Here is a 7,164-nt window from a genome sequence, read left to right as displayed (position 1 = left end):
GGGGCGGGAGCCATTGGCCTGGCACCTGCGTCTGATCGAGCTCTGCGTGCATCTGTGCGCCCTGGCGCTGGAGCGCGAGCAGACCAGGGCACGCGTGCACCAGCTCGCCTTCTACGATTCGCTCACCGGCCTGCCCAACCGGGTGATGTTCAGCGCCCGCGCCGAGCAGGCGCTGGCCGCCGCCGAGCATCAGGGCGCACCGGTGGCGATCCTGTTCGTGGACCTCGACCGCTTCAAGCGCATCAACGAGACCCAGGGCCATGCCGCCGGCGACGGCCTGCTGCGCGACATCGCCCGGCGCATCGGCGACACCCTGGGCCTGACCGATCTGGTCGGTCGCCAGGCCGGCGACGAGTTCGTCCTGATGCTGCCGAACTGCAGCGTCGAGCAGGCCGCCGGCGTCGCCGAACGCCTGCTGCTGGCGCTGGCCGAGCCGCTGGTGGTCGGCCAGGTGACCCTGCACCCCAGCGCCAGCATCGGCGTGGCCATGTTCCCCGACGACGGCCGCGACATCGAGACCTTGCTGCGCCATGCCGACCTGGCCATGTTCCGGGCCAAGCGCGAGGGCGGCGACAGCGTGTGCTACTTCAGTTCCGACATGAACCGCATGGCGCAGGAACGCGTGGCGATGGAGACCGCGCTGCGCGACGCCCTGCATCGCGACAAACTGCAACTGCACTACCAGCCGCAGCTGGACAGCCAGGCGCCGCACGCGCTGTACGGCGTGGAGGCGCTGCTGCGCTGGGAACATCCCAATCTCGGCGCGATCTCGCCGGCGCGGTTCGTGCCGATGGCCGAAGAATGCGGGCTGATCGACGAACTCGGGCAGTGGGTCTTGCGCGAAGCCTGCCGGCAGATGGCCGACTGGCGTCTGCGCGGCATCGCGGTGCCGCGCGTGGCGGTGAACCTGTCGGCGAACAACTTCGCCGACCCCGAGTTGCCCACGCGGGTGGAAGGCCTGCTCGCCGCGTCCGGCCTGCAGCCGGCCGACCTGGCACTGGAAATGACCGAGAGCGTCATGCTCTCCAACACCAACGCGGTGCTGGCCAACCTGCGCCAGTTGCAGGCCAGCGGCGTGCTGCTGTCGCTGGACGACTTCGGCACCGGCTATTCCAGCCTCAGCCATCTGCACCAGTTGCCGGTCAACGAGCTCAAGCTGGACATGAGCTTCGTCAGCGACCTGGAGCACTGCCAGACTTCGCGGGCGCTGACCACCTCGGTGCTGCGGATCGGCGAGACCCTGGGCATGCACACGGTCGCCGAGGGCGTGGAAACCGAAGCGCAACGCGCGTTCCTGGCGCGGCTGGGCTGCCGCGTGCTGCAGGGCTTCCTGTTCGCGCCGGCGCTGCCGGCGGCGGCGCTGGAACACTGGCTGCAGGGGCGAGCGTCCGCACCACAGGCCTAGCGCAGGCAAGCGGCGAACCCGCCGTCGTACGCAGCGCAGGCACCACCAACGAAAAAGCCCGGCAGTGCCGGGCTTTTTCGTTGCGACCGTGCCGCATCGGCGGCACGTCGCGTCAGCGCATCGCCGGGGCGATCAGGCCGCGACCGTCGCGGCCACGTCCTGGTAGTCCTGGATCTGATCGAAGTTCATGTAGCGATAGATCTGTTCGCCACTGGTCTTGATCACGCCCACGTCGGCCATGTACTCCTCCTTGGTCGGGATGCGGCCCAGGCGCGAGCAGATCGCCGCCAGTTCCGCCGAGCCCAGGTACACGTTGGTGTTCCGCCCCAGGCGGTTGGGGAAGTTGCGGGTGGAGGTCGAGAACACCGTGGCGCCCTCGCGCGCCTGCGCCTGGTTGCCCATGCACAGCGAGCAGCCCGGCATTTCCATGCGCGCGCCGGCGGCGCCGAAGGTGCCGTAGTGGCCTTCCTTGGTCAGCTCAGAGGCGTCCATCTTGGTCGGCGGCGCGACCCACAGGCGGGTCGGGATGTCGCGCTTGCCTTCCAGCAGCTTGGCCGCGGCACGGAAGTGGCCGATGTTGGTCATGCACGAGCCGATGAACACTTCGTCGATCGCCGCGCCGGCGACGTCGGACAGGGTCTTCACGTCGTCCGGGTCGTTCGGGCAGGCCACGATCGGCTCGTGGATGTCGGCCAGGTCGATCTCGATCACCGCCGCGTACTCGGCGTCGGCGTCGGGCTCGAGCAGCTGCGGGTCGGCCAGCCACTCCTCCATCTTCTTGATCCGCCGCGCCAGCGAACGCGCGTCGGCATAGCCTTCGGCGATCATCCACTTCAGCAGGGTGATGTTGCTGGTCAGGTACTCGACGATCGGCTCCTTGTTCAGGCGCACCGTGCAGCCGGCGGCCGACCGCTCGGCGGAAGCGTCGGACAGTTCGAACGCCTGCTCCACCTTCAGCTCCGGCAGGCCTTCGATCTCCAGGATGCGGCCGGAGAAGATGTTCTTCTTGCCCTGCTTGGCCACGGTCAGCAGGCCCTGCTTGATCGCGTACAGCGGGATCGCGTTGACCAGATCGCGCAGGGTCACGCCCGGCTGCATCTGCCCCTTGAAGCGCACCAGCACGCTCTCGGGCATGTCCAGCGGCATGACGCCGGTGGCGGCGGCGAAGGCCACCAGGCCGGAACCGGCCGGGAACGAGATGCCGATCGGGAAGCGGGTGTGCGAGTCGCCGCCGGTGCCGACGGTGTCGGGCAGCAGCATGCGGTTGAGCCAGCTGTGGATCACGCCATCGCCCGGACGCAGCGACACGCCGCCGCGGGTGGAGATGAACTCCGGCAGGGTGTGGTGGGTCTTGACGTCCACCGGCTTCGGGTACGCCGCGGTGTGGCAGAACGACTGCATCACCAGGTCGGCGGAGAAGCCCAGGCAGGCCAGATCCTTCAGCTCGTCGCGGGTCATCGGGCCGGTGGTGTCCTGCGAACCCACCGAGGTCATCTTCGGTTCGCAGTAGGTGCCCGGGCGCATGCCCTGGCCTTCCGGCAGCCCACAGGCGCGGCCGACCATCTTCTGCGCCAGCGAGAAGCCCTTGCCGGTGTCCGGCGGGTCCATCGGCAGGCGGAACAGGGTCGAGGCCGGCAGGCCCAGGAACTCGCGCGCCTTGGCGGTGAGGCCGCGACCGACGATCAGCGGGATGCGGCCGCCGGCACGCACTTCGTCGAACAGCACGTCCGACTTCATCGCGAACTCGGCGATCACCTGCCCGTTCTTCAGCGCCTTGCCCTCGTACGGACGCAGTTCGACCACGTCGCCGTGCTCCATCTGCGACACGTCCAGCTCGATCGGCAGCGCGCCGGCGTCTTCCATGGTGTTGTAGAAGATCGGCGCGATCTTCGAGCCCAGGCACACGCCGCCGAAGCGCTTGTTGGGGATGTACGGAATGTCCTCGCCGGTCCACCACAGCACCGAGTTGGTCGCCGACTTGCGCGAGGAACCGGTGCCGACCACGTCGCCGACGTAGGCGACCAGGTGGCCCTTGGCCTTGAGGTCGGCGATTGCCTGGATCGGGCCGCGCTTGCCGTCTTCTTCCGGCTCGAACGGGGCGCCGTCGCGCTTGTTCTTCAGCATCGCCAGCGCGTGCAGCGGGATGTCCGGGCGGGTGGTGGCGTCCGGCGCCGGCGACAGGTCGTCGGTGTTGGTCTCGCCCGGCACCTTGAACACGGTGATGGTCAGGCTCTGCGGCACTTCCGGCTTGCTGGTGAACCACTCGGCCTCGGCCCAGCTCTGCAGCACGGCCTTGGCGTGCGCATTGCCGGCCTCGGCCTTTTCCTGCACGTCGTGGAAGGCGTCGAAGATCAGCAGCGTGTGCTTGAGGCCCTCGGCGGCGACGGCGCCCAGCTCGGCGTTGTCCAGCAGCTCGACCAGCGGATGGATGTTGTAGCCGCCGAGCATGGTGCCCAGCAGTTCGGTGGCGCGGGTGGGCGAGATCAGCGGGGTGGTCTCGCTGCCGAAGGCGACCGCGGCCAGGTACGAGGCCTTGACCTTGGCGGCGTCGTCGACGCCGGCCGGCACGCGGTGGCTCAGCAGCTCGACCAGGAACTGCTCCTCGCCGGCCGGCGGGTTCTTCAGCAGTTCGATGACCTGCGCGGTCTGCTGCGCGCTCAGCGGCAGCGGCGGGATTCCGAGCGCGGCGCGCTCTGCAACGTGGTGGCGATAGGCTTCCAACATGCGGGTTCTCCGGAAAAATACGGTAGGGATGTGCGGCAGCGGCGGCGCGGCGTCAGCCGGCAGGCTTGGGGACGATGATCTTCAGGCCTTTGAAGTAATCGCGGAAAAAACGGTCGTCGTGGGTGATCAGGCCATTGCATTGCAGCAGCGCATGCGCACCGATCAGGAAATCGGCCACCACCCGCTCGCGCTTGCCGCCACGGGCGCGGAAGCGGCGCTGCATCTCGCCGGCGCGCAAGGCCGACTTGGCCTCCAGCGCGCTGAAGCGGATGCTCATGTCCTCCAGCACCGACAAGGCCTCGGCGCCGTCGCGCAGCGCGCTGCAGACTTCGGCCAGGACGATGTCGCAGACCACCACCGGGCCGGTGCTCAGGCACTGGCGCAGGCAGGCTTCGGTGGCGTCGGCCTGCGGGCCGTCGGCCAGCAGGTCGACCAGCACGGACGAGTCGATGGCGATCATGCGCCGGCGTCGGGCTCGGGTTCGAACGGATCGCCCGGGGCACGGCCGCGGATGGCGCGCATCGCCTCGTCGGTGCTGGCGAAGCCGTCGAGCTTGAAGCGGCCGCGGGCGCGCGAGATGGCATCGTCCACGCTCTTGCGCAGGATGATCCGGCCGCCGTCCAGTTCCACCTTCAGGATGGTGCCCTTGCTCAGGCCCAGCGCATCGCGCACGGCCTTCGGCAGGGTGATCTGACCGCGTTCGGCGACAGTGGCTTCCATCGGGCGGGCTCCACAAGGTATGTACGAATTTTACATACTTGAAGCGTCATACTCAAGCCCGCATACAGCGGCGGTCACACCTGCCATACACACTGAATCGGTCAGAATGACCGCAGTCCCTACAGCCGCGACGCCATAGGAGTTCCGTGATGAGCGATTCCTTTTCCACCCGCGCCTCGCTCGAGGTCAACGGCCAACGCTACGCCTACTACAGCCTGCCCAAGCTCGCCGAGCGCTTCGATATCGCCCGCCTGCCCTACTCGCTGAAGATCCTGCTGGAAAACCTGTTGCGCCACGAAGACGGCGGCGTGACCGTGGGCAAGGACCACATCGAGGCGGTGGCCAAGTGGGATCCCAAGGCCGAACCCGACACCGAGATCGCCTTCATGCCGGCGCGCGTGGTGCTGCAGGACTTCACCGGCGTGCCCTGCGTGGTCGACCTGGCGGCGATGCGCGATGCGGTGGTCAAGCTCGGCGGACGCCCGGAGCAGATCAACCCGCTGATCCCCTCGGAACTGGTGATCGACCATTCGGTGCAGGTGGACGTGTTCGGCAAGCCCGACGCGCTGGACCTCAACGGCAAGATCGAATTTCAGCGCAACAAGGAACGCTACGGCTTCCTGCGCTGGGGCCAGAAGGCCTTCGACAACTTCAAGGTGGTGCCGCCGAACACCGGCATCGTGCACCAAGTCAACCTGGAGCACCTGGCGCGGGTGGTGATGACCGGCGAGCGCGACGGCGAGGCCATCGCCTACCCGGACACCGTGTTCGGCACCGACAGCCACACCACGATGATCAACGGCATCGGCGTGCTCGGCTGGGGCGTGGGCGGCATCGAGGCGGAAGCGGCGATGCTCGGCCAGCCTTCGTCGATGCTGATCCCGCAGGTGGTGGGCTTCAAGCTCACCGGCAAGCTGCCCGAAGGCGCCACCGCCACCGACCTGGTGCTGACGGTGACGCAGATGCTGCGCAAGCACGGCGTGGTCGGCAAGTTCGTCGAGTTCTTCGGCGACGGCCTGCAGCACCTGCCGCTGGCCGACCGCGCCACCATCGGCAACATGGCGCCCGAGTACGGCGCCACCTGCGGCATCTTCCCGATCGACGCCGAATCGCTGACCTATCTGCGCCTGTCCGGGCGCAGCGAGGAGCAGATCGCGCTGGTCGAGGCCTACGCCAAGGCGCAGGGCCTGTGGCACGACGCCGACAGCGCGCATGCCGAATACAGCGCGGTCCTGGAACTGGACATGGGCGAGGTCAAGCCGTCGCTGGCCGGCCCCAAGCGCCCGCAGGACCGCGTGCTGCTGGAAGACATGCAGCGCAACTACCGCGACAGCCTGGTGCCGTTCGCCGACGCGCGCGCCAAGCGCCGCAGCGATGCCGTGCAGGAAGACCGGCTCAAGAACGAAGGCGGCGGCGGCACCGCGGTCGGTGCCCAGGCGGCGCATGCGCAGGACGCCGAGGCCAGCGGCTCCGGCTGGCAGCTGCGCGACGGCGCGGTGGTGATCGCGGCGATCACCTCCTGCACCAACACCTCCAACCCGGCGGTGATGCTCGGCGCCGGCCTGCTCGCGCGCAATGCCGTGGCCAAGGGCCTGAAGGCGCAGCCGTGGGTCAAGACCTCGCTCGGGCCGGGCTCGCTGGTGGTCACCGACTACCTGAAGAAGGCCGGGGTCATGCGCGACCTGGAGCAGCTCGGCTTCTACGTGGTCGGCTACGGCTGCACCACCTGCATCGGCAACTCCGGCCCGCTGCCCGAGGACGTCTCCGCGGCGATCGCCAAGGACGACCTGGTGGTGGCCTCGGTGCTGTCGGGTAACCGCAACTTCGAAGGCCGCGTGCATCCGGAAGTGAAGATGAACTACCTGGCCTCGCCGCCGCTGGTGGTCGCCTATGCCATCGCCGGCACCACCGACATCGACCTGACCCGCGACCCGCTGGGTACCGGCAGCGACGGCCAGCCGGTGTACCTGCGCGACATCTGGCCGAGCAACAAGGAGATCGGCGACACCATCGCCGCCACGGTCGGCCCGGAGATGTTCAAGCAGAACTACGCCGACGTGTTCAAGGGCGACAGCCGCTGGAACACCATCGCCTCGCCCGATGGCGAGCTGTACGCGTGGGATGGCGCCTCCACCTACATCAAGAACCCGCCCTACTTCGACGGCATGACCATGCAGGTCGGCCGCATCGAGGACGTGCACGGCGCGCGCGTGCTGGGCCTGTTCGGCGATTCGATCACCACCGACCACATCTCCCCGGCCGGCAACATCAAGAAGGACTCGCCGGCGGGCCGCTTCCTGCAGGAGCGCGGCGTG

General features: G+C 68.4%; 5 protein-coding genes. 2 read left to right on the top strand and 3 right to left on the bottom strand.

The genetic code is table 11. The annotated features are described in order from the left end of the window. Positions 1-1,405: EAL domain-containing protein (locus D180_RS18055; protein ID WP_043091299.1), on the top strand; the 1,405-nt coding region annotated here is incomplete at its 5' end. A 132-nt stretch (positions 1,406-1,537) separates the two neighbouring features. On the opposite strand, the gene acnB is transcribed toward D180_RS18055, so the two are convergent. Genes acnB through D180_RS18040 form a run of 3 tightly spaced genes read right to left on the bottom strand, consistent with a single transcriptional unit; the run spans position 1,538 to position 4,849 of the window. Continuing rightward, entirely contained in the window at positions 1,538-4,129 is a 2,592-nt protein-coding gene (acnB, locus tag D180_RS18050; RefSeq protein ID WP_010343320.1) for a bifunctional aconitate hydratase 2/2-methylisocitrate dehydratase, read from the bottom strand. 52 nt (positions 4,130-4,181) lie between these two features. Next, complete coding sequence (locus D180_RS18045; RefSeq protein ID WP_017913896.1) at positions 4,182-4,589, bottom strand: type II toxin-antitoxin system VapC family toxin; 408 nt, start codon at positions 4,587-4,589, stop codon at positions 4,182-4,184. Then, complete coding sequence (locus D180_RS18040) at positions 4,586-4,849, bottom strand: AbrB/MazE/SpoVT family DNA-binding domain-containing protein (protein WP_010343322.1); 264 nt, start codon at positions 4,847-4,849, stop codon at positions 4,586-4,588. The genes D180_RS18045 and D180_RS18040 overlap by 4 nt, the downstream gene beginning before the upstream one ends. 149 nt (positions 4,850-4,998) lie before the next feature. Between D180_RS18040 and acnA the strand changes: the two genes are divergently transcribed. Further along, positions 4,999-7,164: aconitate hydratase AcnA (gene acnA, locus D180_RS18035; RefSeq protein ID WP_017913895.1), on the top strand; the 2,166-nt coding region annotated here is incomplete at its 3' end.

It is taken from the genome of Xanthomonas sp. SHU 166 (assembly GCF_000364685.1).
GTDB lineage: Bacteria > Pseudomonadota > Gammaproteobacteria > Xanthomonadales > Xanthomonadaceae > Xanthomonas_A > Xanthomonas_A sontii.
Note: the sequence above shows the minus strand (reverse complement) of the source record. Positions and strands in the feature narration are given on the sequence as shown.

Bases quoted from the DNA above. Each gene is read 5' to 3' on its own strand.
- D180_RS18045 (WP_017913896.1), bottom strand. From the start codon at position 4,589: ATGATCGCCATCGACTCGTCCGTGCTGGTCGACCTGCTGGCCGACGGC.
- acnB (WP_010343320.1), bottom strand. From the start codon at position 4,129: ATGTTGGAAGCCTATCGCCACCACGTTGCAGAGCGCGCCGCGCTCGGA.
- D180_RS18040 (WP_010343322.1), bottom strand. From the start codon at position 4,849: ATGGAAGCCACTGTCGCCGAACGCGGTCAGATCACCCTGCCGAAGGCC.